Here is a 23,139-nt window from a genome sequence, read left to right as displayed (position 1 = left end):
CTCTGTTCTCCTCAGTGTTGGCGGTGATAATGGGGGATCAGGCAACTGCCCCCCGATTGGCTTGGGTTGACGATAATATGCGGGCGACTGCTTTGGAGACGTCGCCGACATGCTTGGCCGTTAATTGCTTGAGCCCTTCCTTGTCCTGCCGGCGCAGCATGTCGACCATGCGACGGTGTTCCTCGACGCCACGCAGGCGGTGTTCTCGATCAACGAGAGAAAACGGGCGGAAACGCAAAATGGGCATGCGCACGATATCGAGGATCTTGCCGAGATAGCTGCTGCGTGCCGCCGCGCAGATCGTATCGTGAAACAAGGTGTTGAGCCGGCTCAATTCGTCGAGGTCGATGTCCTTTCCTTCATTGGCGGCGGCAACCAGTGCCGCCGCCTGTTCGACGATCAGCTCGAGTGTTTCGATTTCGTGCTCTTCGATCAAATCGCAGGCCATCTCCACGGCATGGACCTCGAGAACGGTCCGCAGCGTGGTAATTTCCTTCAATTCCTCGAGTGACAGTCCGGTGACGCGAATTCCCCCCTGCGGGATGCGTTCGACCAGCCCATCCTGTTGGAGCAGTCGGAATGCTTCCCGGACTGGCGTCCGGCTGACGTTGAGCGATTCGCAGACGGCGACTTCGAGCAACCGCTCTCCCGGCTTGATCTGTTGCTCGATGATTCGTTTGCGCAACAAGTCGTAAACTTGTTCGGCGATGGTCTGGGGTGTCTTGACACGATCTCCTGACAGGCCGGCGGTCATCGGGGTGCCCTCTGGGGAAAAGGTTGGCAAACGTGTGTTGCGTGTTGGTGTGTGTTATTGTGTATTCTTGTATACAGGAATACAGTAACGGCAACAACACGTCAAATGTTTTTTTGTCCTGCACAATTTCTATTGTGGGGTGCGGCGGGAGGGCAACATTGCCGGGACGCCCCGTTGGGCGTCCCGGCTCAAGAGAAGCTTGAAAAGTTCGGAATTTCGTTCAAGATCAAGGCGCGCAAGAACATTTTACCGCAGGCATATACAAGATATTCCGAGGATAAAATTTGATTGCGCAACGCTGAAATTGGGCGGCATGACAATTTTTCAAGCTTCCCTCTACTGTTATTTTGGGAGGATAACGTTTTGGCGGGCCTTGAGTGCGGCCAGTGTCGTCAGGTTGAAGATGTTATCGGCATGAGCCCCGCGTTCGACGATATGGGCCGATTTGTTAAGGCCGACCAGGATCGGGCCGATGGCATCGACCTCGGCCAACCGCATGCACAGCTTGTAGGCAATGTTGGCGGCGTTGAGGTCCGGGAAGATGAGAATGTTCGGCTCTCCTTTCAAGGTGGAGAACGGGAAAATCTCCTCGCGCAATTCGGTGTTGAAGGCGAGGTTGGCCTGCATTTCGCCATCGACTTCGAGTTCGGGCGCGAGCTGTTTGACCAACGCGGTGGCCCGGGCTATTTTTGCCGCGCCCGGAGAATCGGAGGAGCCGAAGTTGGAGTAGGACAGCATGGCGATCTTCGGCGTGATGTCGAATTCCTTGACAAAATCGGCAACCGATACGGCGATCTCGGCGAGCTGCTGTTCGCTCGGGTTGATATTGACCGTGGTATCGGCAAAAAACAGGGTTCGTTTCTTGAACACCATCATGTAAACGCTGGCCACCGTTTTTCGCTCTGAAGTCCGGCCGACGCAGGATAAAACCCGGCGGATGGCGTACGGGTAGGGCAGAGACTGCCCGTAGATCATGCAGTCGGCATCGCCGCCATTGAGCATCATTGCGCCGAAAAAGCCGGTATCACGACGCATGATGTCGCGGGCATAGGGCAGGGTGATGCCGGAGCGCTGTTTCCGCTCGTAATAGTCCCTGGCGTAGCGCTCGATGCAGTCTTCTTCCCGGGATGGGTCGACGATCAGAATCGAGTGATCGGGAATGCCGTGTTTGCTGAGCAATTCGCTGATTTCGTCGTGGTTGCCGAGCAGGATCGGGGTGGCGATATTCTCTTCCATTACCTGGATCGCTGCTCGAATGATTTTTTTGTTGGTGCCTTCCGGGTAGACGACTCGTACCGGTTCTTTCTTGACGCGATTGGTCACGAAGCGCAGGATGGCCTTGGAGCGTCCGAGGGTCGCTTCCAGGTGTTCGGTGTAGCCCTGAAGGTCGGCGATCGGTTTGCGCGCCACCCCGGTTTCCATGGCTGCTCGAGCAACCGCCGGGGCAATGCGTAGCAGGGCCCGGGGATCGAACGGGGTCGGGATCAGATATTCGGGGCCAAATTCGAAATTGTCGGCGCCGTAGGCCCGCAATACCTGGTCCGGGATCTCTTCCTTGGCCAATTCGGCAATGGCCCTGACTGCGGCGATCTTCATCTCGGTGTTGATTTCTTTGGCGCGGACGTCCAGGGCTCCGCGAAAGAGAAACGGGAAACAGAGGACATTGTTGACCTGGTTCGGGTAGTCGCTGCGGCCGGTGGCGATAATGCAGTCAGGCCGGGCGGCGATGGCATCGGGATAGGAGATTTCCGGTTCCGGGTTGGCCATAGCGAAGACGATCGGACGCTCGGCCATGCTCTGCAGCATCTCGGTGGTCAGGGCGCCGGCAACGCTGACCCCGCAGAATACATCGGCCCCCTGCACGGCCTCGGCCAATGTCCGGTGCGGGGTGTCGTTTGCCAATTGCTCTTTGTAGGGGTTCATCGATTCGCTGCGTCCCTGATAAATAACGCCTTTGGAATCGCAGATGATCAGATTCTCTTTGGGCAGGCCGAGGGCGATGAACATCCGGGCGCAAGCTATGCCGGCGGCGCCGGCCCCGTTGAACACCGCCTTGACCTCCGTGATGTCGCGTCCGGTGATTTCCAACGCATTGAGAAAGGCGGCCGAGGTGATGATGGCCGTGCCGTGCTGGTCATCGTGAAAGACCGGGATGTCGACGCGCTGCTTGAGTGTTTCTTCGACATAGAAACATTGCGGTGCCTTGATATCTTCCAGGTTGATACCGCCGAAGGTCGGAGCGATCAACTCGCAGGTCCTGATCAACTCGTCGGGGTCTTCGGTGGCGACTTCAATGTCGAAGACATCGATATCGGCGAATTTTTTGAACAGGGCTCCCTTGCCTTCCATGACCGGTTTGCCGGCCAGCGCGCCGATATTGCCGAGACCGAGCACCGCTGTGCCGTTGGAGATAACAGCTACCAGATTGCCTTTGGCGGTATACTCATAGGCATCTTCGCTATTGGCGGCAATCTCCTGGCAGGGCCTGGCGACGCCTGGACTGTAGGCCAGGGAGAGGTCTTTCTGGGTCGAAAAGGGTTTGGTGACCACCACCTCGATCTTTCCCTTGCGACCGCTTCGGTGGTATTCGAGAGCTTCGGCGTAGACATCAGTAGCCATGGAGAGCCTCCTGTTATGAAAGTTTACGATTCATGTGAAACTGGTATTACCAGAACTGAATCTCATTTTAACGGTGCTTTTAAGCATATATTTGGTAAGACCAGAAGTCAATAATATTGTCTAACTCCGTTGCAATCGAGGTGTTCCGGAACGGCTGCCACCGTCGGCTGAACTGATCAATCCGGCACGCTGATTGTCGACAAAAAAAATAGAGGGGTATCCCTAATTGTTACGCGGGGAGATAGCGGATGTAAAGGGAAGGATGGTCGTGAACGAACTTTCTTTGTTAGGGGAGCTGGCGACGCTACCGGCGTCCTGCAATAACCGCACCCGCTGGCGTCTGGTGAAGACGCCAGCGGGTGCGGCTGTGAAGGGGCGGCGAGGGAGAATGCTATTTCTGGTCCGGCATCGACGTGATCGTGCCGTCCCAAGTATCGACTTTGCCGGAAATCTCCTCGTCCTCGGAGAACCAGGTCTGGGTGACGTTTTTGGTTTCGGTAAAGAATGCGAACCCGTCTTTGCCCATGACGTGCAGGTCGCCGAAAAATGACTGCTTGTGACCGGTAAAGCCGAAAATGCCGAGCGGCACCGGAATGCCGACGTTGACGCCGACCATGCCGGCATCGGTGCGTTTGGCGAATTCACGGGCATAATGGCCGTTTTGCGTGTAGATCACCGAGCCGTTGGCGAACCGGCTGTTGTTCATCAGCAGCAGGCCTTCGGCGAAATTCTTGACTCGCTTGACGGTCAGCACCGGGCCGAAGATCTCTTCGCGGCCGATAGACATCTCTTCGGTGACGTGATCGAAAATCGTCGGGCCGATGAAAAATCCCTTTTCACAGCCGGCCGGTACCTCCGGGTTGCGGCCGTCGACAACGAGTGTCGCTCCTTCTTCGATGCCGGTCTCGATCCAATCGGTCACGAATTTCATGTGCCCCTCGTTGACCACCGGTCCCATGCCGGTACTTTTCTCGTAGGCCGGGCCGATGGCGATCTCGGCGGCCAGTTTTTTCAGCAGATCGACCAAATCGTCGGCGATGGCCTCCTCGACGACGATGGTCGGCAGAGCCATGCAACGTTGGCCGGCGCAGCCGCAGAAGGCGTTGATAATGCCGCGCGCCGTACGTTCGAGCTTGCAATCGCGCAGCACCAGGGCATGGTTCTTCGCCTCGGTCAGGGCCTGAACCCGCTTGCCGTGAGCCGCGGCGGTTGCGTAGATGTGTTTGCCGACCTTGGTTGAACCGACGAAGGAGACGCCTTTGATGTCGGGGTGCTTGAGCAGGATCTCCGCCTCGTTGCGGCCGGCGGTGAAGACATTGAGTACGCCGTCGGGGAGACCGGCCTCCTGCCAGAGTTCCATCAGCCGCATTGATGATTGCGGGACGAAACTGGCCGCCTTGAGTACCATGCAATTGCCGGTGGCGATGCAGATCGGCGTCATCCAGCCGTGCGGAATCATGGCCGGGAAGTTCCACGGGGCGATACCGGCGAAGACTCCGAGTGGATGGTGGTATTGAACGGTGTCATAACCGTTGGAAACCTGCATCAGGGATTCGCCTTTCATCAGGTGCGGCGCGCCGCAGGCGAACTCGATCACCTCGTTGACCTTGAGGATATCGCCCATGGCTTCCTGCCAGGCTTTGCCCATTTCCGTGGCAAGCAGATGGGTCAGCTCTTCCAGGTGGGCATCAACCAGGTGTTTCATCCGAAACAGGACCTGCATGCGCTTGCTCACCGGAGTGTCTGACCAGGCCGGATAAGCCGCGACGGCGGCGGCAATGACCTGCTCCACTTCAGCTGACGTGCACTGCGGGGCCTGGGCGATAATCGTTCCGGTGGACGGGTTGTAGCAGTCCATGTAGACATCGCTCTTTGATTCGAGCCACTGGCCGCCGGCATGGTATTTGAGTTTTTTCGGCGCCGGATCGACCTGGCCGCTGTCGGTTACGACAAAGTATCGGGTGGTGTGTGCTGACATCGAGTCCCCCTTGTTGGGCTAATGGTTTAGGAGAGTCCGGCAATGTGCCGGGGTGCGTGTTCTGTTCTGGACGGTCCCTGTCGCAGGGCGTCGTTATCGGTTGTTTGCAGGCAGTTGTTCCAGAGCCGGCAGCCGTCTTCGTCCTTTCTGAGTCGGGCCAGGTGACGCTCGACGGCCTGGACGTGATCGAGCATCTGCTCGGCCGCGCGCGTCTCGTCGCGATCGGCAATGGCTTGCAGAATGGACTCGTGGGAGGCGAGCACCGCTTCCATGAAGGTCTGGTCCGGCTGCAGGATTCTTTTGAAGTCTTCAAGAAGGGTTTCAACAAAATCAAGCACCAGCATCAAAATCGGATTGCCGGTCTGGCCGGCGATGAGACGGTGAAACTCGATTTCGCTGGCCGTCACCAGGTTGAGATCGCACCGGTCAATGGCCCGGCGAGTCTGCTCGTTGAGCGCGGTCAGCCGCTGCAGGTCGGTCGCCGTAGCGCGTTGCGCCGCTCGCTGGGCAGCATGTGGTTCAAGCAGGATGCGAATTTCCGAGAGATCGGCAATGGTAAGGTCCTTGAAGTAGAGATAGTTGGCCAGGTTTTGCACGACGATTTCGGCGTCGACGGCCTTGATGAAGGCACCGCCGCCGGAGCCTTTGCGTAACGTGATCAGGCCGACGTGTTCCAGGGCCCGCAGTGATTCCCGGATGGTCTGGCGACTGACCTGGAATTGTTCGCCGAGTTCTTTTTCAGTCGGCAGCCGGTCGCCCGGTTGCAGTTTCCCGGCAAGAATCGCGGTGCGGATCCGTTCGATGATGATGTCCGTCGTTTTTCCCTTTCTCGCCGGAGTAAACATGGAGTTCCTTGCTAATGTTTTTCGGTTTAAGAACCGGATCAAGGGCTCTCGCGGAGACTTCGAAGATGTCGTGTGATTTTTTTAATATCATAATATTTTAATATTTGCACGAACAATCGAAGCGGTTTCTCGTCTGCAGATCGCTCTTCTTTCCTCTTTGCTGTCGCAGCTAAATTTCGTTGCCGGACTGGCCGATAGAGAGTTATCCGGCCGGTTTAACAAGACACGGAAAGAGAAAGGGAAAAAAGATGATGGACTACACGGTTCAACGAGGCGATACGATAGCAAACGTCACCAGGCGGCTTGGCACCGATTGGCAGACCCTGAAGGAATTGAATCCGCAGGCGGTCGGTCGATCACGGGTGAACGGCAACTGGTTCTTGCGTGAAGGGAAAACCGTTTCCGTTCAGCAGCGCTTTCAAACCGTTCTTGACGCCCAGGCCAAACAGGCGGCCCGCACGTCTCCAGCTGCCGTCTCCAGCAGCGCGGTGCCGGCGGCAGGGACAACGTTTCAGGCGCGTGGCGGGGAGCGGTTGCATACGGTCCAACCCGGCGACACCGTCTGGGAACTCGGCGTCAAGCGCTATCACGTCGATCCCGATGCTATCCTGCGACTCAACAATATCACCGATCCGCGGCGGCTGCAGCCGGGCATGCAGTTGCGCATTCCGGCCGCGGAGAAAGAGGGATCCAGGGCAGTGGTTGCCAGCTGGTATGGCGAGTATCACCACGGTCGGCCGATGGCCAACGGTGAACCCTACGACATGTACGGTAACACCATCGCCCACAAGGAGATGCCGCTCGGCACCCGGGTGGAGCTGGAAAATCCGCGTACCGGTCAGGTCGTGCGTGCCGTCGTGGCCGATCGTGGACCGTATGTTGCCGGGCGCGAGGTCGATCTGAGTTTTCAGTTGGCACGCCAGCTCTCCCTGGTCGAGCAGGGCGTCGGCACCGTTATCCTTCGTGTTCTCTAGCAGTTCTACGGGACGATCAGTACCGGGCAGTAGATTTTGTTAAGAACCTTGTGGGTGATACTGCCGAGGAACAGGCCGCCGATATCGGAATGGCCGTGCGATCCCATGACCACCAGGTCGAATTCCTTGCTCTTGATCATCTTGGTCAGGACCACGCCGGGGGCTCCCGACACGGTCTCCGCTTCATAATCGATACCGGCTGCCGCAAGTTTTTCCTTCGTTTCGTCAATGATCTGTTCAGCATTCTTGCGTAATTTATCCTTTAACTCATCGATCGCCGACTGGGTTACCTCGTAGAGGTTGGAGCACCACTCGTAACAGCATACGGCAGTGACGCGGGCGCCGGACAATTTGGCCAGGTAGACGGCATAGTCGGTGGCGTCTTTGGAATGAATGGAACCGTCGACGGGCAGCAGGATGTGGGTCATCTGCATGAAAGGCCTTCTTGAAGTTGGGGGTGATTGATCAGGCGGGCAATCTTGCACACAACTATTATACAGCAGGCCTGGATTGATTTACAGGGCAAGGCGAAGATAAAAAATGAACGCTGCTGTTTTACCGGCTGGATCGCTCTGTTGATCAGCGTGGTTGCCGGTATACTGCGCATTAGCGGCGCCGGCGCCCGCCGCGATCAGACGAGGTTCAGCAGTTCCAGCGGATGGTAGACTCGCATAGCTGTACCTTCGGCCAGCTGGATCGAGCAGACGCTGCTCTCGGTGACGATGGCATCGACGCCGCTGGCCGAGAACAGGTCGAACAGCGGCTGACCGACGGCCTGGGAGAGATCGTAGCCGAGCAGGCCGCCTTTCAGGCCGAAGGTGCCGCCCATGCCGCAGCAGGTGCCGGTCTCGATCAACTCGACTGCGGCGCCGCGACGGCGCAGCCAGTCGACGGCTCCCCGACCGCCTCCCAGCGGGCGTTGATGGCAGGCGCAGTGAAAGCCCAGCCGCCTGCCGGTCAGGAGCTCGGGGTCCGGGCTCTGGCCGGTCTCGTCTTCCAGTCTGTTGAGGTATTCGAAGAGTTCAAACGTGTGCTCGGAGAGCAACCGGGCCTCCTCAGACCCGCGGGTCAGTACCGGGTAGGAAACGGCCAACGCGTAAGCGGCGGTCGGCTCGATCGCCACCACGTCGTAGCCCCGGCGGACCCACGGTGCCAGTTTGCTGCTGTTGCGGCGGGCAATCCGGCGCGCCTGGTCCATGCCGCCGTAGGCGATGTAGGGATAGCCGCTGACCTCCTGGTTCGGCACGATCACCTTGCAGCCGAGGCGCTCCAGGGCATCAACGGCGGCCAGGCCGAGATCCGGGTTGTTGTAGTTGGCATAGACATCGACAAAAAAGACGACGTTGCGGATCAGCTCGAACGTGGGTTTTGGCCGTTTGGCAAAGCGGCGCATAAAGGTCGAGGCGACAAACGGCGGCAGGGTGCGTTCGGCGGCCAGGCCGATAGTCTTTTCCAGCAAGGCGCGCAGCGGTTTGCTGGCCAGCACGGCGTTGGCCAACGGGGCGGTAGCGCTGCCGAGCCGGGCGGCGCGGTCGGCGCCCATCATCACCCGGTTGACGAGCAAATGCCCGTTGGCGGCGGCGTCGCGATGTTTGATCTCGGCGATCATGTGCGGCATGTTGATCTTGGCCGGACAGATCTCCTTGCACAGGCCGCAGGAGATGCAGAGCTGCGCGAAATCGCCGGCCCGCTCCAGGCCATGAACGCCGGCGGTCCAGCAGATGCCCATCGGGCCGGGATAGATGTAGCCGAAGGTATGGCCGCCAACCACGCCGTAGGTCGGGCAGATATTCATACAGGCGCCGCAGCGAATACAGTACAGGGCCTCACGCATGTCGGCATCGCCGCGCATCGCCGTGCGGCCGTTGTCGAGGATGATGATGTGGCTCTCACGTTCTTCGGCGGCCGCGCCCTCGCCGAGCGGTGAACGCCCGTGCATCCAGGTGACGTAATTGGTCGGCAGCTGGCCGGAGGCGCTGACCGGATGGGCCAGCACCATGAGCAGCGCGTCCTCGATAGTCTCGACGATCTTCTCCATGCCGATCAGACAGATGTGACATGATCCCAGACTCGAAACGAGGCGCGCGTTGCCCTCGTTAGTCTCGATGCAGATGCCGCCGGTCTCGGCGATGCCCACATTGGCGCCGGTCAGGCCGATCTCGGCCTTGAGAAAGATCGGTCGGAGATAGGTGCGAACCACCTTCATGATACTCGGGATATCGTCGGCAACCGCTTGGCCGGTGGTCCGGGAAAAGATCTCGGCGACCTCCGGAGCCATCTTGTGGATCGACGGAAAGACCAGGTGGAACGGCTTTTCGCCGGCCAACTGGATGATCAGCTCGCCGAGATCGGTCTCCACGACATCGATGCCGGCTTTGATGAGCGGCTGGTTCAGGTCGATTTCCTCGGTGGTCAGCGATTTCGACTTGGCGATGACCCGGGCGCCACGGTGGCGGGCCAGGTTGAGGCAATAGGCGATGGCGTCGGCACCGTCTCGTGCCTCGTAGACGATGGTTCCGCGCTTCCGGGCATTATCGATAAAGCGTTGCTTCAGTTCGGGCAGAGCCTCGATGCACCGCTCCTTGGCAGCCCGCACATCGCCCCGGAAGGCCACGCCGCCGGGCAACTCTTCGAGTGCTGCGGCGCGGGTGTCGCGGCCGCGTTTCATGCAACCGCGCAGCAGATCGCTTTTGCTGTGATCTTCAAGGGCCGCTTCGATGCTTTGATACAGGGAGGTATAACGTTGGCTGGTCATGGCGCTGTCCGGGGTGACAAGGTGGTCGGCTGCTGGCGTCAGGCGGCCGCGTCGATGATGACGCAGTGAGCCTCCTCCGGGCCGTGCACGCCGAGGGTCAGCTTCAACTCGATATCGCCGGTCCGGCTCGGACCGGAAATAAAACTGAGCACCAGGTTTTCCGGATGGTCGGCGATGGTTGCACGGATCCGGCCGGCGCTGTCGTGATAGTGTTCGATAATGTCTTCTGCCCGCAACAGGCCGATATGGATTCTCGGCAGGCTGGAGACGAGCCGGAGGGCGTCGTTGTCGGCCACTTCGACCATCGTTCCCGACTGGGCGATGGCAAAGGAGATGCCGGTGACGCCGATGTCGGCCCGATCGATGGCCAGCGGCAGGTCGGCGGCAGCATAGGGTTCGGTGAGGATGCTCAACTCCGGACAGGTCTGTTCGCAGGCCTCCTTGATCAGGGCTACCAGGGTGGACGACAGGCCGGCCAGTGCGATGCAGCCTGCCTGGGATGTTTGGCAGATCTGAGCGATCGTGGCCGCGGCTGCCGCTTCGGAGCCGACTCGGTGAACGATGCCGGAGAGCTTTTCAAAACGGCTGGCAAAATCGAAGGCCATGGTGGGACTCCTGGTGCTGAACGGGCGGGGTATGACTTGCTCTATCCAGCCAAGCGTACCTGAAGCGGCGTCATTATGCCAGTTTGTTTTTGACGCTGTCGATCTTGTCGTGCAGGGATTGCTCTTTGTCCGTTCTGGTGCCGACCTTGATGCTGCTGGTCAGGCGCGGGATCCCCATCGCGTGCAGTTTTTCATGGCACAGCTTGACGGCGGCGAAGACCTCGTCCCACTCCCCTTCGATATTGGTGCCGTAGGCGTGGAGATTGGTTTTCAGGCCTGCCTCGGCGAAAATTTCGTGACAGGCGGCGATATAGGGCGAAACGGACAGGCCGACGCCGAACGGCGAAACGGTCAGATCCATGATGACCTTCATGCTGTTACCTCCGGGTAGTGCCGGGTTCGGGCGCCCCGTCGGGACAACCGGCCTTGATCAGTAATTCGGCGATGCGCTGCCGGTGCTTATCGCGCCACTGTGCCAATGGTGTCGCGTCGTCGGCTGCCTGGCGCTGCCGGGCGGCGGCAAGGATCTCCTGTCTGCGGGCGGCCGGAATGGCGACGATGCCTTCCCGGTCGGCGACGATCAAGTCGCCCGGTCCGACACCGATGCCGCCGCAGGTGATGACCTCGTTCAACGGCATATAGACCTTCTTGCCCCCCGGTTTTGGGCTGACTCCGCGGGCGAATACCGGAAAACCGATGTCTTTGACCTCCTGCAGATCGCGAATCACCCCGTCGACGACAAAGCCGGCGATACCGCGCTGCCCGGCCACCGCGCAGACGTTGCCGCCGGATACGGCGAAACGGTGATCGCCCGCCTGGACGACGATGATCGAACCGGGCTTGGCGCGATAGATGGCGGCATGCAGCATCAGGTTGTCGCCCGGAGCACAGCGGACGGTAAAAGCGGGTCCGGCAATTCGGGGCATATCCGGCCAGAGCGGTACGATGCCGGGCTCCATGACCTGCTCGATCGGCAGGACGTCGGCAAAACAGGTGGGGGACAGGTCGGCGAACGATAGCAGTTCCGGCATCGGTTTCCTCCAAAGCTCAGCCAACGGTGGGACAGGTTTTAACCTGTCCCCCGCTGACTTTCAGTGGCAAAGTTTTTTTATTGTTCAGTGTGGCCTCAATCATGGGGCCGATAAAAAAACACAGAAACATTATACATCGTTTTTGATCGGGCCATCCAGTAAATTTGATTTCCATTATGGAACTATTTCTTGTATTATTTACTAGTTAAATTGGTCTTACCACTTTCATTATACTGAAATTATACGAAATCCGATGAAACGATCCGTATTTCCTTTTACCGCTCTGGTCGGCCAGGAAAAAATGAAGACCGCGCTGCTGCTCAATGCTGTCGATCCCGCCATCGGTGGAGTGCTGATCAGCGGCCAGAAAGGCACCGGTAAGTCGACGGCGGTCCGGGCGCTTGCTCATATCCTGCCGCAGATCGACGTCGTCCAAGGCTGTCCCTACAATTGCGATCCGGCGGACGAACGGATGATGTGTCCGTCTTGTCGCGAGCGTTTTCGGCCCGGCGAATCGTTGCCGACGGTGTCCAGGCCGATGCCGCTGGTCGAGTTGCCGCTGTCGGCCACTGAGGACCGGGTGATCGGCACCCTGCACGTCGAGCAGATCCTGGCCACCGGTGAGCGGCGCTTCGAGCCGGGATTGCTGGCTGCCGCAAATCGCGGCATTCTCTATGTCGACGAAGTGAACCTGCTCGATGATCACCTGGTCGATATCCTGCTCGACGCGGCGGCATCCGGCGTCAATCTGGTGGAGCGGGAGGGAATTTCCTTTGTCCATCCGGCCCGCTTTATGCTCGTCGGCACGATGAATCCGGAGGAGGGCGAGCTACGGCCGCAGTTTCTCGATCGTTTCGGTCTGAGCCTGACGGTGGCTGGCGAAAGCGAGGCAATGCAACGACGTCGGGTGGTCAGCCGCCGGATCGCTTTTGATCTCGATCCGGAGGGATTTGTTGCCGGCTACGCCGATGATGAAGAGCTGCTGACCGCCCTGGTTGACCGGGCCCGTGCACGGTTGCCGCAGGTCATGGTCTCCGACGAGATGCTCGGCCGGGCCGTGGCGCTGGCGCAGGAGGTCAAGGCCCAGGGGCATCGTGCCGATATCGGCATCGTCAAGACGGCGCGGGCGCTGGCAGCATTTCTTGAAGAAGACGAGGTCCGGTTCGACCATATCCGCGACGCGGCCCGTTTTGTGCTGCCGCACCGGATCACCACGGTGGCACTGGCCACCGCCGAGCAGATCGAGGAAAAACTCGAAGAGGCGCTCCGGCGGGTAGCCGATGACCGGGAGACCGCCGACGATGTGCAGCCCTCGACCGGCCAGATTGAGGAATGGGAGGACCTGCCGATGCAGGTGCCCGGTTCGATGGCCGCCTCGAATGTCGGCATGCTCTTTACCTTCCTTGCCGAAAAAAAAAAGTCGTTTTCGACGCGGATGAATTGACCTGTCTCGCCGATGTCGATCTTGACGGGATGGTGCTGGCCGGCGGTGGCCGCGGCCGCGCCAAAACGGCCACGGTAACCGGCTCGGCCGGCCGATACACCCGGGCCGAACCGGTGGGGGAGCGGGAGCGCGGTTTCGATCTGGCCGCCGACGCCACCGTCCGGGCGGCGCTGCTCAGGCAGCAGGGGCTGACTGCAGATGGCAGACTGACCCTGACGCCGGGCGATCTGCGCAAGAAAATCTACCGGCGCCCGCGCCGGACCCTGGTGGTCTTTGTCGTCGACTCTTCCGACTCGATGGGGGACGACGGGACGTCCAATCGGATCAGGGCCGCCAAGGGGGCGGTCCTGGCCATCCTCGGCAAGGTCTACCAGAAGCGGCACCGGGTTGGACTGGTGGTCTTTCGCGAGGAATCGGCAACACTGGTCCTGCCACCGACGACCAGTCTGGCCTTGGCCCAGCGGCAGCTCAAGTCGCTGCCGACCGGCGGTGCGACCCCGTTCGCCGACGGTTTGATGAAGGCCTGGCAGCTGATCCGCACGGAGCGGTTGAAAGATCCTGAAAGCCGGCCATTATTGGTCGTTCTCTCCGACGGTGAAGCGAACGTGCCATACGATCCCGCGTGCCCTGCCGGTGAGGTTCAGAGCGAACTGTTGGCCATCGGCAGCAGGATCGGGCGGGACCGGATCGCCTCCCTGGTCATCGACACCAGGCCGCTCAGCAGTCCGGCCCCGGAGATGCGCCGACTGGCGGAAGCACTGGGCGGCACCTATGAACATATCAGCCGACTGCGCACCGGCGGCATGGTCCGGGCGGTGGTCGGTTTTTCTTGATGAGAGAAGGAGACGTAACAGAAATGCAGCAGACGAAAGGATATCCGCCGGCGTGGCTTGGTTGGCTGATGTGGGGCCTGGTTGCCGTTTTGTACCTGATCGGCTTTTTTCAACGCATGGCCCCGGCGGTCATGGTCGAGGAGTTGATGCGCGATTTCGCCATGGGCGGGGCCCTGCTCGGCAACTTGTCCGCGGCCTATTTTTACGCCTACGCAGCGATGCAGATCCCCAGTGGCCTGCTCGTCGACCGGATCGGGGCGCGTCGCCTCAGCAGTTATGCCTGCGCTGCCTGCGCCGCCGGCATCTTTATCTTTGCCTACGGCCCGAATCTGGCGACGGCGATTATCGGCCGGGTGGTGATCGGCGCCTCGGTGGCGGTGGCCTTCGTTTCCTGCATGAAACTGGCCGGTCACTGGTTCCCGACGAATCGCTTCGCCACGGTGACCGGAGTTGCTCTGCTCTTTGGCAATATCGGCGGAGTGCTGGCCGGGGTGCCATTGTCCGAGGCGGTGGCATCGTTCGGCTGGCGTCTGTCGATGGGTGTCAGCGGCGGTCTGACCCTGGCCGCCGCGCTGATCATCTGGCTGACCGTGCGTGATGACCCGAGCTCCTATGACTACCGCAGTCACGCCCATGCCTCGGTGTTGCAGAACGGTTCCCTGCCCGCTGGTGTCGCCCTCAAGTCGGTGGTTTTGAAAAAACAGACCTGGCTGCTATTCTTTGCCGGCGGTCTGTCAGCGGCGCCGGTCCTCGTCTTCGCGGGGCTCTGGGGCGTGCCGTACCTGACGCAGGTCTATGGACTGGGTCGCTCACATGCCGCTACCATCACCACCACCATGCTGATCGCCTGGGCTATCGGTGGCCCGGTGCTCGGCGCCATCTCCGACCGAATCGGCCGGCGCAAGCTGCCGTACCTGGTATGCAATCTGGCGACAGCGCTGCTCTGGACCGTTTTTCTGCTGGTGGAGCTGCCGTATCAGTTGCTCTACCCGCTACTGGCAGCGATCGGGTTTACATCCGGCGCACTGATCATCGGCTTTGCCTTTTCCCGGGAAGTCAATCATCCGGGCGCCTCTGGCGCCGTTGGCGGGGTGGTGAATATGGCGGTGCTCGGTATCGCGGCGATTCTGCAGCCGCTCCTCGGTTCTATCCTCGATGCGCACTGGCAGGGCGTGCTCGTCGGCGGGGCCCGGATCTATCCGGCCGAGGCCTATTCAGCCGCCTTTCTCTGGCTGACGCTGTGTGCGGCGGTTTCTGTCTTGATGGTATTGTTCACCCGGGAATCCTATTGCGAGATGGCGGAGCACTGAAGATTCAGGTTCCCTTCAGAAGATGCTAGCCAGCATCCGGGTGCCGACAGCGATCAGCATCAGCGCAAAGATCTTGCGCAGTTTGTCCACCGGCAATCGGTGCGCCAGCCGCACGCCGAGCGGTGCGGTCAGGACGCTGACGGCGGCGATGCCGGCCAGGGCCGGCAGGTAAACAAACCCCACGCAATAGGCTGGCAGCTGAGGCTGCCCCCAGCCGTTGACCACATAGCCGACGGTGCCGGCCAGCGCGATCGGCAGGCCGATTGCGGCCGAGGTGCCGATGGCGCGATGGACGGCGATATTGCACCAGACCATGAACGGTACCGACAGCGAACCGCCACCGATGCCGACCAGGCTGGAGAGTAGACCGATCACTCCGCCGGTGACCGACATGCCGGCCAGTCCGGGGAGTTCCCGAGACGGTTTCGGCGGCCGGTTGACGAGCATCTGCAGCGCAACGAAGTAGAGGAACAGCACGAAAAACCCTTTCAGGAAATCGGTGGATAGCAGCGCCGCGCAGCGGGAGCCGAGCAGCGTGCCGCCGACGATGCCGGCCACGATCAGCCGCACCGTCCGCCAGTGTACGGCACCACGGCGATGGTGGGCCATGAAGCTCGAGATCGACGTAAACACGATGCTGGCCAGCGAGGTGCCGAGGGCCAGGTGCATGGTTATCTGGTCACTGACCCCCTGCAGGTGGAAGACGAAGACCAGCAGCGGCACGATCACGCCGCCGCCGCCGACACCGAGCAGTCCGGCGAGGATGCCGACGAACGCGCCGACCGCGCCATAGGCCAGGAGCATGGTGGTGAAGTCGGTGGGCATCGGCCTTCTCCCAGTAAAGGATGGTATCGGCAATGGTGACGAAGTCCATTACTATACCAGGACGCCACCAGTCGTTCCACGATCAAGCGTCATGTTCCGGCAAAAGGAGCGATCCGCTATGATCACGCCGAGGTAAGCAGGAATGATTTGGTCGTTTTGCCCGGTTCTGCTAAGCTGCAGTGAGGTGGAAGGTAGCCCGAAATTTTCAGGCATCATCAGGGGATCTTGAAACATTCGGAATTTCGTTCAAGATCGAGGCGCGCAGGAAAATTATATCGCAGGCATATACACGATATTCCGATGATAAAAGTTGATTACGCAACGATGAAATTGGGCGAAATGATAATTTTTCAAGGTTCCCTTCAGACATGGACAGGAGCACGCATATGGACTATCAGATTGCGCTGATTCCCGGTGACGGGATCGGCAGGGAAGTCATCCCGGCAGGCGTGAAGGTGCTGGAAGTGCTGGCCAAAGAGTTTCAGTTCGGTCTGCAATTGACCGAGTTTCCTTTTTCCTGCGCCTATTACCGGCAGCACGGTGAAATGATGCCGGCCGACGGCCTGGAGCAGCTGCGCCCGTTTCAGGCAATCCTGCTCGGGGCGGTCGGTGCCCCGAACGTAGCGGACCACGTCTCGCTGTGGGGTCTACTACTGCCGATTCGCCGTCAGTTCGAGCAATATGTCAATCTCCGTCCGGTGCGGCTGCTCAACGGTATTTCGTCACCGCTGGCCGGCCGGACCGCGGCAGATATCGATTTTCTCGTGGTAAGGGAGAACACCGAGGGCGAATACTCGGATATCGGCGGTCGCCTGTTCACCGGCACCGACCGTGAGGTGGTGGTGCAGGAGTCGGTCTTTACCCGGAAAGGCGTCGACCGGGTGATCCGCTTTGCCTGCGAGACGGCCATGAACCGCCCGGCCCGTCACCTGACCTCGGCCACCAAATCGAACGGCATCCGTTTTACCATGCCGTACTGGGACGAGCGGTTTCGCGCAGTGACTGCCGACTATCCGGACCTGCGCTGCGACCAGTTCCACATCGATATCCTGACCGCCCATTTCGTGCAGCATCCCGACTGGTTCGACGTGGTGGTCGGCTCGAATCTGTTCGGCGATATCCTCTCCGATCTCGGTCCGGCGGTGGCCGGTGGCATCGGCGTAGCGCCATCGGCCAACCTCAACGTCGAGCGGGAGTTCCCGTCGATGTTCGAGCCGGTGCACGGCTCGGCGCCCGACATCGCCGGACAAGGCGTAGCAAATCCGATCGCCACCTTCTGGTCGATCCAAATGATGCTCGATTTCCTCGGCGAGGCCCCGGCCGGCGCGGCCTTGATGGCGGCGGTGGAAAAGGTCACCGGTGACGGCTTTCTGACCCGTGACCTGGGTGGCAGCGAGACGACTGACTCGTTTACCGAGCGCGTTATCGGCAGTCTTTCCTAACGGCGGGACAGGTTTTACCTGTCCTCCGCTCTCTAATCCAACGGTGGGACAGGTTTTGATCTGTATTATTGCTGCCCTTCCAACCACGATGCCGATTTTCCGTGTCTTTTGTGCCCTGTCACGGGGGGTAAAAAAATCAACCGGCAGACTGCGTATGGAGGAGCAGTCTGCCGGTTGAGGGTGTTGAGACCTGAGGCCGGCAGTTATTCGCCTTTCTTCACCCGATTGAGCACCCGCATTGCTCGGGTCGTATTGAAGACCCCGCAGACGCAGAACTTGGCCATACAGGAGGCTGCCGCTTCGGGGGCCATCCGGCCTTCCTTGACCCGGTCGATCATCTTTTTGGCGAAATTGGGCGAGACCATGCCGTGGCCGCACATGGTCGACAGCGACAGGGTGTCGCGATCCGGCAGGCGGCTGGTGTCGCCGTGGAAGCCGAGGGTATATTCGACCGCATGCGGGGTAATGTCGACTTCGCCGCAGATGCCCCGGACATCGTCCACCAGGGCGCTGATATTGATCGACAGACCGAGATCGAGTCCTTTGATCTCGCGAACGAACTGGCTGGCGGCGGCGCCGTCGTCAAAGACCACGGCCGCCGAACCGGGACCCGGGATCTCGTCGATAAGCCGCTCGTAGGTGGTCTTTTCCTGTCGGCCGACGAAGTAGAGCTTGATAAAGGTCAGATCCTTTTCCGGGCGATAGAGGGCATTGACCAGGGCGTTGCCCATGTTGATCGGCCGGTACTTGATGGCGGTCCGCAAGAAGGTCTTCGCCTTGTCCAAAGCGCCTTCATCGTTGAAGCCCTTGCCGGCCATGGCAAAGACGATGAAATCGTTTTTCAGGGTTTCCGCTGTGCCGAAACGGTGGAGTGTATTGGTCATTGCGCACCTCCCGCAGTGCTGATAGAGGCGTTGCTGGCCCGCCCCAGGCCGAGATTTACTTTCGCCCAGCCGACCTGATAGCCTTCCCGTTCGAGAAGCTCCCTGATCGGATCGTTGCCGGCCTCATCGCAGACGGTCGAGACGCCGATGGAGATCACCGTCTCGGCCGCTTGGCAGATCTGCTTGACGACGCCGAGGACTCGGACGGTATCGTCGAGCGGTACGGTGATCTCGACGATGCAGGAGAGGACCTTCTCGTCGAGAACGTCTTCCCGGATGGTGCCGATTTGCCGGTCGGCCATCATCTGGGTCACCGGGTTGCCTTCTTCGAAGACGACGCGCGCCGCGGCCATGGCCATGGTCGCTTTTTGTACCTCGCGAAAATAGACACCGATGCCGGGACGGCCGAATTCGACGACGATGCCGACATCACCGGGCTTGATGCGATGACTGACGTCATTGGTCTTGACTTCCTCGGTGCCGCGCCCATGAACGCCGGTCGACTCGTGGGTGACCATCGGGTCGCTGAAGGCGCGTCGGACGATGCGCGGCCAGGAAAGCTCGTCCGGGATGAAGGCCTCGGTCGGGCAGACATCGGGATCGGGTTGAAAGCGCAGGCCGAATTTCTTCAATATGCGGCGAATGGTCCGCGTCAATCCCGGCTGGAGGTGCTCGAAGCTCAGGCTCCGATAGCAATTGTGGCACTCGACACAGGTCTCCGTATTGATCTCCGCCAGACCGTCCTCGCCGATGTAAATGGCGCCGACGGAACAGATGGGGATGCAATTGGCGCACCCGACGCATTTTTCCTTTGAAATGTTCATAACCGCAGTGATCCTCGATGGTTAAAGGGGAGGTTCAGGGCCGTTTCCGGCAGGTCTCTGGTATTGTATCCAAAAAAGAGGGGAGTGGCAACGGTTTCGTTGGTCATAGTCGTCCGACAAGCGGTTCGGAACAAGCCTGTCGTTTGCTTGTTAATAGTAAAATATTGCTAATGTACAATTAGTTATCAGATGTTAGCGAAAAACTTGACGACATCGGTGGGATCGGGTAGGAAGAGCTATGCTTCTAACATTTTTGGATACAAAATAGTGGATTCACTGAGTGCGACTCCCGTTCGTTCCCGTTCCGTGCGTGAACAGACCTATCGGTTGCTCCGTCGACAATTGGTGACCGGGCAATTCCGTCCCGGACAGCGCCTGACCGAACAGTTTCTCGCCGGGCGTCTCGGCGTGAGTCGTACGCCGATTCGTGAGGCGCTGCACAAACTGGAGTTGGAAGGGCTGGTCATTGCCGCCGGCGCCCGTGGGTTCCAGGTGCCCGATGATTCTCTCGAGGACATGAACGAGTTGTTCGAGATCCGGGCGGTTCTGGAAGGCCACGCTCTGGCTTGTCTGGCGGCGACTATAACTGCCGAGGCGCTGGATGAATTGCGGGCGCTGGTGGTCCAGGCGGAGCAGGCCTGCGGCACAGAAGATTTGGACCGCGTTTTCGCGCTCAACACCCGGTTTCATGACCTGCTGTCCGGTCTGATTGCCGGCTCCCGGCCACGGCTGCACGGCTTGATCGAAGATATGCGGCACTATGTGCTGCGCTATCGAGAAAATACCCTGGTCCATCTCGGTGGCGCTCGCCGGAGCATCGCCGGCCACAAAAAGATCCTGTTGGCGCTTGATCTCGGCGATACCCAGCTTTGTGAGCGGATCATGCGGGCACACGTTCGGGAGGCCCGGGAAGACACGCCGCTTCCCGGTGGGCCGGCAGCCCGTTGAAAGACGGTTACCTCGGCGAAATGGTCGTACGATCCGTTCTCTGTGCGCTATGAAAGCAGTTCGTTCCTGGGATGAGGCCTCTATGGAAGCGGCCACTATTCTCATTTGTTTTAATTTTTGCCGGCAGGCTCGAAATTCTCACGGCAGCCTGATATCATAACAATAATCATTCACCATCATTGGAGGAGTGCCATGCAGTATCACTATCTCGGATCCACCGGCATTCAGGTCTCCCAGCTGTGCATGGGTACGATGACCTTCGGCAACGAGGCCGATCCCCGCGAGTCGGCGGCCCTGTTCCATCGTTGCCGCGATGCCGGTATTAATACCTTCGACTGTGCCAACGTCTACAGCAAAGGGTCGGCCGAGGAGATTCTCGGTCAGTTGATCGCCGGCTGTCGCGACGAGTTGATCATCACCAGCAAGGGGTGGGGGCAGATGGGCACCGATATCAATGCCCGCGGTTCTTCACGTCGTAATCTCACCGCGTCGGTGGAGGCGAGCCTGAAGCGGCTGCGCACCTCGTGGATAGACATCTATTTCCTGCACCGTTTCGACCCGCACACATCGCTGGAAGAAACGCTGTCGGCGCTGGACGACCTGGTGCGCCAAGGCAAGATCCGCTATATCGGTGCCAGTAACTTCGCCGCCTGGCAAGTTGCCACGGCCCTTGGGGTGTCGGCCCGGCACGACTGGCCCGGTTTCGTCTGCATTCAGCCGATGTACAACCTGGTCAAGCGCCAGGCCGAGGTTGAGATCCTGCCGCATGCCGAGGCGGCCGGGCTCGGGGTCTTCAGTTACAACCCGCTGGGGGGCGGATTGCTCACCGGTAAATACGGGCAATCCATCGAGCCGTCCGAACATCGCCTCGGCCGGTTGGCCAGTTACGGCCGGCGTTATGGCGACGAATGGATGCTGGCCGCGGCGGTCAAATATGTCGATTTCGCCCGTTCGAACGGGTACAATCCGGTTAGTCTCGCGGTGGCCTGGGCGGCGGCCCACCCGGCGATCACCGCACCGATCATCGGGGCGCGCAACACCGTGCAACTGGAAGACTCGCTCAACGCATTGGAAATCGATATGACTGAAGAGCTGTACCACCGGCTGGCCGCTTTGACGCCGACGCCGCCGCCGGCCACCGACCGGACAGACGATATCAAGCCGTAACCGCGGCCCGCCTGCAGCTTGAGGGGAGCTTGGAAAAAACGAAATTCAAAGAGGTAATATCATGGCAATCGCTCTGCGCAGTACCACCACCACGCATGGCAGGAGAATGGCCGGCGCCCGCTCGCTGTGGCGGGCCAACGGGATGACCGAGGAGCAATTCGGCAAACCGATCATCGCCGTCGTCAACTCCTTCACCCAATTGGTTCCCGGTCACATGCATCTGCACCAGGTCGGTCAGATGGTCAAGCAGCGGATCGAACAACTCGGCTGTTTTGCCCCGGAGTTCGATACCATCGCGATCGATGACGGCATTGCCATGGGGCATGCCGGCATGCTCTATTCCCTGCCGTCCAGGGAGCTGATAGCCGATTCCATCGAGTACATGTGCAACGCCCACCAGGTCGATGCGATGGTGCTCATCGCCAATTGCGACAAGATCGTGCCGGCCATGCTGATGGCGGCGATGCGGCTCAACATTCCGGCGATCTATGTCTCCGGCGGACCGATGGAAGCAGGGCAGGCATTGGGACGAGGGCTCGATCTGGTCGACACGATGATCATGGCCGCCGATCAATCGGTCAGCGATGAAGACATCGCCACCATCGAGCGGGCCTCCTGTCCGACCTGCGGTTCATGCTCGGGCATGTTCACCGCCAATTCGATGAACTGTCTGGCCGAGGCCCTCGGTATGGCCCTGCCCGGCAACGGTACGGTGGTCGCTACCCACACACTGCGGCGGCAGATGTTCACCGGCGCAGCGGAGCGAATCGTGGCCCTGTGCGAGGCGTGGTACGGCAACGAGGATGCCTCGGTGCTGCCGCGTTCGGTCTGTACCAAGGAAGCCTTCGAAAACGCGATGGCTCTCGATATCGCGATGGGCGGTTCGACCAATACGGTGCTGCATATCCTGGCCATCGCCCACGAGGCAGAAGTCGACTTCAAAATGGCCGACATTGACCGTTTGTCGCGCAAGATTCCGAACCTGTGCAAAGTCTCGCCGAGTTCCCCCTACCATGTCCAGGACGTCAACCGGGCTGGTGGCATCCTCGGTATCATGGGTGAGCTTGATCGTTGCGGGCTGCTCGACACGAGTGTCGGCCGGGTGGATGGCATGAACCTAGCCGAGGCGCTTGACGCCTATGACATCATGCGGCAGTCGGCCAGCGAAGAAGCGCTGCGTCTCTACGGCGCCGCGCCCGGCAACAGCGGCCGCAACCTGATCATGGGCTCTCAAGGCAATCAATACCCGGAACTTGACCGGGACCGAAAAGGCGGTTGCATCCGCGACCGGGACCACGCCTATTCGCCCGATGGCGGCCTGGCGGTACTCTATGGCAATATTGCCGAGAAGGGCAGCATCGTGAAGACCGCCGGCGTCGATGCATCGATCCTGAATTTTACCGGTCGCGCCAAGGTGTTTCAGTCCCAGGAAGAGGCCAGTGAGGGCATCCTCGGTGGAGCGGTGGTCGCCGGAGACGTGGTCTTTATCATATACGAGGGACCGAAAGGTGGGCCGGGTATGCAGGAGATGCTCTACCCGACCTCTTATATCAAGTCGATGAAACTCGGCACGAAATGTGCGCTGATCACCGACGGGCGTTTTTCCGGAGCGACTTCCGGACTGTCGATCGGCCACGTTTCCCCGGAAGCTGCCGCCGGCGGCCTGATCGGCCTGGTAAAGGACGGCGACCAGATCGAGATCGATATCCCGAATCGCTCCATCAAGCTGCATGTGCCGGCCGAGGAGCTGGATCAACGACGCCGCAAGGAAGAGGCTCGGGGAGACCAGGCTTTCCAGCCGGTGCGCGACCGGCAGGCGCCGAAATCGCTGCAGGCTTACGCCCGGTTCGCCGCCTCGGCGGATACCGGAGCGGTCCGTATTCTCTAACCCCCATGACGGG

General features: G+C 60.1%; 20 protein-coding genes. 8 read left to right on the top strand and 12 right to left on the bottom strand.

Annotated elements, in window-relative coordinates; genetic code table 11:
* Positions 1-37: 37 nt before the first annotated feature.
* The 4 genes from BUC26_RS03215 to BUC26_RS03195 all read right to left on the bottom strand — a co-directional run bounded on the left by BUC26_RS03215 (position 38) and on the right by BUC26_RS03195 (position 6,196).
* The gene (locus BUC26_RS03215; protein WP_073373383.1) at positions 38-754 is read right to left on the bottom strand and encodes a GntR family transcriptional regulator; all 717 of its coding nucleotides are present in this window, start codon (positions 752-754) and stop codon (positions 38-40) included.
* Between the two features lie 342 nt (positions 755-1,096).
* The gene (locus BUC26_RS03205) at positions 1,097-3,373 is read right to left on the bottom strand and encodes an NADP-dependent malic enzyme (protein WP_073373381.1); all 2,277 of its coding nucleotides are present in this window, start codon (positions 3,371-3,373) and stop codon (positions 1,097-1,099) included.
* Between the two features lie 391 nt (positions 3,374-3,764).
* Positions 3,765-5,351, bottom strand: coding sequence for a CoA-acylating methylmalonate-semialdehyde dehydrogenase (locus tag BUC26_RS03200; RefSeq protein ID WP_073373380.1), 1,587 nt, complete (start codon positions 5,349-5,351; stop codon positions 3,765-3,767).
* Between the two features lie 26 nt (positions 5,352-5,377).
* Positions 5,378-6,196, bottom strand: a complete 819-nt coding sequence (locus BUC26_RS03195; protein WP_073373379.1) for a FadR/GntR family transcriptional regulator — start codon at positions 6,194-6,196, stop codon at positions 5,378-5,380.
* A 248-nt stretch (positions 6,197-6,444) separates the two neighbouring features.
* Here BUC26_RS03195 and BUC26_RS03190 point away from each other — a divergent pair, with 248 nt between their 5' ends.
* Positions 6,445-7,170 carry a septal ring lytic transglycosylase RlpA family protein gene (locus BUC26_RS03190; RefSeq protein ID WP_073373378.1) on the top strand — a complete coding sequence of 242 codons (726 nt, stop codon included), beginning with the start codon at positions 6,445-6,447 and terminating at the stop codon, positions 7,168-7,170.
* A 5-nt stretch (positions 7,171-7,175) separates the two neighbouring features.
* Here the strand turns inward: BUC26_RS03190 and BUC26_RS03185 are convergent, their stop codons facing one another.
* The 5 genes from BUC26_RS03185 to BUC26_RS03165 form a co-directional block, all read right to left on the bottom strand.
* Positions 7,176-7,604 carry a universal stress protein gene (locus BUC26_RS03185; RefSeq protein WP_073373377.1) on the bottom strand — a complete coding sequence of 143 codons (429 nt, stop codon included), beginning with the start codon at positions 7,602-7,604 and terminating at the stop codon, positions 7,176-7,178.
* 197 nt (positions 7,605-7,801) lie between these two features.
* Positions 7,802-9,925, bottom strand: coding sequence for an LUD domain-containing protein (locus BUC26_RS03180; RefSeq protein WP_073373376.1), 2,124 nt, complete (start codon positions 9,923-9,925; stop codon positions 7,802-7,804).
* A 38-nt stretch (positions 9,926-9,963) separates the two neighbouring features.
* Entirely contained in the window at positions 9,964-10,530 is a 567-nt protein-coding gene (locus BUC26_RS03175; protein ID WP_073373375.1) for a LutC/YkgG family protein, read from the bottom strand.
* A 73-nt stretch (positions 10,531-10,603) separates the two neighbouring features.
* A complete protein-coding gene (locus tag BUC26_RS03170; RefSeq protein ID WP_073373374.1) occupies positions 10,604-10,903 on the bottom strand; it encodes an MTH1187 family thiamine-binding protein in 300 nt (99 codons plus the stop codon).
* 4 nt (positions 10,904-10,907) lie between these two features.
* A complete protein-coding gene (locus tag BUC26_RS03165; RefSeq protein ID WP_073373373.1) occupies positions 10,908-11,561 on the bottom strand; it encodes an RraA family protein in 654 nt (217 codons plus the stop codon).
* Positions 11,562-11,814: 253 nt separating this feature from the next.
* On the opposite strand from BUC26_RS03165, the gene BUC26_RS03160 reads away from it, so the two are divergent.
* Genes BUC26_RS03160 through BUC26_RS03150 form a run of 3 tightly spaced genes read left to right on the top strand, consistent with a single transcriptional unit; the run spans position 11,815 to position 15,148 of the window.
* Complete coding sequence (locus tag BUC26_RS03160; RefSeq protein ID WP_073373372.1) at positions 11,815-13,005, top strand: magnesium chelatase ATPase subunit I; 1,191 nt, start codon at positions 11,815-11,817, stop codon at positions 13,003-13,005.
* Positions 13,002-13,838 carry a VWA domain-containing protein gene (locus BUC26_RS03155; RefSeq protein ID WP_161949794.1) on the top strand — a complete coding sequence of 279 codons (837 nt, stop codon included), beginning with the start codon at positions 13,002-13,004 and terminating at the stop codon, positions 13,836-13,838. The genes BUC26_RS03160 and BUC26_RS03155 overlap by 4 nt, the downstream gene beginning before the upstream one ends.
* Before the next feature lie 23 nt (positions 13,839-13,861).
* The gene (locus BUC26_RS03150) at positions 13,862-15,148 is read left to right on the top strand and encodes an MFS transporter (protein ID WP_073373371.1); all 1,287 of its coding nucleotides are present in this window, start codon (positions 13,862-13,864) and stop codon (positions 15,146-15,148) included.
* A 15-nt stretch (positions 15,149-15,163) separates the two neighbouring features.
* Here BUC26_RS03150 and BUC26_RS03145 read toward each other — a convergent pair whose 3' ends face one another.
* Positions 15,164-15,973 carry a sulfite exporter TauE/SafE family protein gene (locus BUC26_RS03145; protein WP_208609706.1) on the bottom strand — a complete coding sequence of 270 codons (810 nt, stop codon included), beginning with the start codon at positions 15,971-15,973 and terminating at the stop codon, positions 15,164-15,166.
* 386 nt (positions 15,974-16,359) lie between these two features.
* Here BUC26_RS03145 and BUC26_RS03135 point away from each other — a divergent pair, with 386 nt between their 5' ends.
* Entirely contained in the window at positions 16,360-17,415 is a 1,056-nt protein-coding gene (locus tag BUC26_RS03135; protein WP_208609705.1) for a tartrate dehydrogenase, read from the top strand.
* A 203-nt stretch (positions 17,416-17,618) separates the two neighbouring features.
* On the opposite strand, the gene BUC26_RS03130 is transcribed toward BUC26_RS03135, so the two are convergent.
* The gene (locus BUC26_RS03130) at positions 17,619-18,299 is read right to left on the bottom strand and encodes a hypothetical protein (RefSeq protein WP_073373368.1); all 681 of its coding nucleotides are present in this window, start codon (positions 18,297-18,299) and stop codon (positions 17,619-17,621) included.
* Entirely contained in the window at positions 18,296-19,123 is an 828-nt protein-coding gene (locus BUC26_RS03125; RefSeq protein ID WP_073373367.1) for a 4Fe-4S binding protein, read from the bottom strand. The genes BUC26_RS03130 and BUC26_RS03125 overlap by 4 nt, the downstream gene beginning before the upstream one ends.
* A 267-nt stretch (positions 19,124-19,390) precedes the next feature.
* Here BUC26_RS03125 and BUC26_RS03120 point away from each other — a divergent pair, with 267 nt between their 5' ends.
* The 3 genes from BUC26_RS03120 (at position 19,391) to ilvD (ending at position 23,126) form a co-directional block, all read left to right on the top strand.
* Entirely contained in the window at positions 19,391-20,071 is a 681-nt protein-coding gene (locus BUC26_RS03120; protein ID WP_161949793.1) for a GntR family transcriptional regulator, read from the top strand.
* 192 nt (positions 20,072-20,263) lie between these two features.
* On the top strand, positions 20,264-21,238 hold the full coding sequence (locus BUC26_RS03115) for an aldo/keto reductase (protein WP_073373365.1): 975 nt from the start codon (positions 20,264-20,266) through the stop codon (positions 21,236-21,238).
* Positions 21,239-21,299: 61 nt separating this feature from the next.
* Entirely contained in the window at positions 21,300-23,126 is a 1,827-nt protein-coding gene (gene ilvD / locus BUC26_RS03110) for a dihydroxy-acid dehydratase (RefSeq protein WP_073373364.1), read from the top strand.
* Positions 23,127-23,139 lie beyond the last annotated feature (13 nt).

Source organism: Desulfofustis glycolicus DSM 9705 (assembly GCF_900130015.1).
Taxonomy (GTDB): Bacteria; Desulfobacterota; Desulfobulbia; order Desulfobulbales; family Desulfocapsaceae; genus Desulfofustis; species Desulfofustis glycolicus.
The sequence above is the reverse complement of the archived record's forward strand: the minus strand, read 5'-3'. Positions and strand labels throughout refer to the sequence as shown.